The sequence below is a fragment of the Vibrio sp. FF145 genome (genome assembly GCF_041439075.1).
GTDB classification, from domain to species: Bacteria; Pseudomonadota; Gammaproteobacteria; order Enterobacterales; family Vibrionaceae; genus Vibrio; species Vibrio tasmaniensis_A.
Genome location: NZ_JBGONH010000121.1, coordinates 1 through 1,582, shown reverse-complemented (window position 1 = coordinate 1,582; position 1,582 = coordinate 1). Strand labels below are relative to the sequence as shown.

Genomic DNA, 1,582 nt, shown 5'->3' with positions numbered 1-1,582 from the left:
TGTAAAGAGTTAAGAAGAAGACCTGATAACGGGCTTGTCGTGTGTGGTTAATCAGGGAGCTGACTTGTTGCGGTGTGAGTATGTCGGGCAGTCGTTTCACTTGTGGCGGCTTCACGATATTGAGCCACTCCCACTGTTTACCCAGTGTGTAGCGATAGAAAAACTGTAAGCCATTACGATCGAGTTTAATGGTGCTCCACGAGTGGGTTTGGATAAGAGACGCGAAGAACTGTTTGAGATCGGCCGTGGTTAATGTGTCAGGCACGCGATCGAAATGAGCGGTGATCCGACGAACTGCACGGGAATAAGCATCAATAGTTGCAGGTCGTTTACCTTGCAGCTTTAGGTTGGTAAGGTGTTGTTCATAAAGGGCGTTGTAGCGTTCTAAGTCGGTGGGATTCATAAGTTACTCCTGTCAACGACCATCAGGGTGATGGTGTGACAAGAGTATGGCTTGCACTCGCTTTACTCTGCCGCGCAGCGGCTTCGTTCAACAAGAGGATGAAGTCGACTCATTAAGGGCTATAGCGCTCTTAGCAGAAACGTCCATGATCGATTCCTAATTACACATCAGAAGTACCCTCTAGATTCACAGATAAAACAGAAGTCAGGTATCGTAGACGAAGGGCTGTTAACTCATACTAAAGTGCACGAGCTTGATAAAGCAAACATCTGCCAACGCAGGGCACGTAGGATGAGTTGTAAGGCTTATATAACTTCGATATTGAATGGATACAGCTGAGTCAGAACAGTTTCATTAACCTGACTTACAACCTCGCATAGCTCGAGTATTTGAGTGCTAAGCTTAAAGCTATAGGCGTTTGTGAAACGCATGCTCGTTTCAAATAACAACAGGTGTAGAAAATACAAATAAAAAGACTCTAATCGTAGAGTTAGACTTTCTAATAAATAACAGAATAACGGGACTCGTTAACTAGGCGTCATGGGTTACGCGCAAACCTTGTGTAAAAGTCATTCAATGGAAGGGCGAACACTATAATTTAGATGCAAAAAAGCCCCGCTATTTCTAGCGAGGCTACTTATAAATGGTGGAGTGCTTGGGGTCGTAGGCGACCGGGACTCGTAGCTCGAAGACAAAATTATCGTACCCAGAAACGACGAAAGCCTAGTCATAAGACTAGGCTTTCTAATAAGTGGCGGAGTGGACGGGACTCGAACCCGCGACCCCCGGCGTGACAGGCCGGTATTCTAACCAACTGAACTACCACTCCGCAGTGTCTATTCAGCATAATGCAATTTAAGCCTGACGATGTCCTACTCTCACATGGGGAAGCCCCACACTACCATCGGCGCTATTGTGTTTCACTTCTGAGTTCGGCATGGAATCAGGTGGGTCCACAATGCTATGGTCGTCAAACAAATTCTGTTGTTAACTCGATAAATCGAATCAACTAAATAGTGGTGCTGATACCCAGACTCGAACTGGGGACCTCACCCTTACCAAGGGTGCGCTCTACCGGGCTGAGCTATATCAGCAGTTCTAGAACCGTTTAAAAACGACTCTAAAAATTTAAAGCCTGGCGATGTCCTACTCTCACATGGGGAAGCCCCACACTACCAT

1 protein-coding gene, 2 tRNA genes and 1 rRNA gene are annotated in these 1,582 nt (G+C 46.2%); all 4 read right to left on the bottom strand.

Features of this window, described 5'->3' with window-relative positions:
- Nucleotides 1-403, bottom strand: a 403-nt coding sequence (locus tag ACED42_RS21750; RefSeq protein ID WP_371704137.1) for a site-specific integrase, incomplete at its 3' end; no start/stop codon positions are given.
- Nucleotides 404-1,155: 752 nt separating this feature from the next.
- Nucleotides 1,156-1,232: transfer RNA gene (locus ACED42_RS21745), tRNA-Asp, on the bottom strand.
- Between the two features lie 30 nt (nt 1,233-1,262).
- Nucleotides 1,263-1,378 (bottom strand): 5S ribosomal RNA (gene rrf / locus ACED42_RS21740).
- Nucleotides 1,379-1,420: 42 nt separating this feature from the next.
- A tRNA-Thr gene (locus tag ACED42_RS21735) sits at nt 1,421-1,497 on the bottom strand.
- Nucleotides 1,498-1,582: the final 85 nt, after the last annotated feature.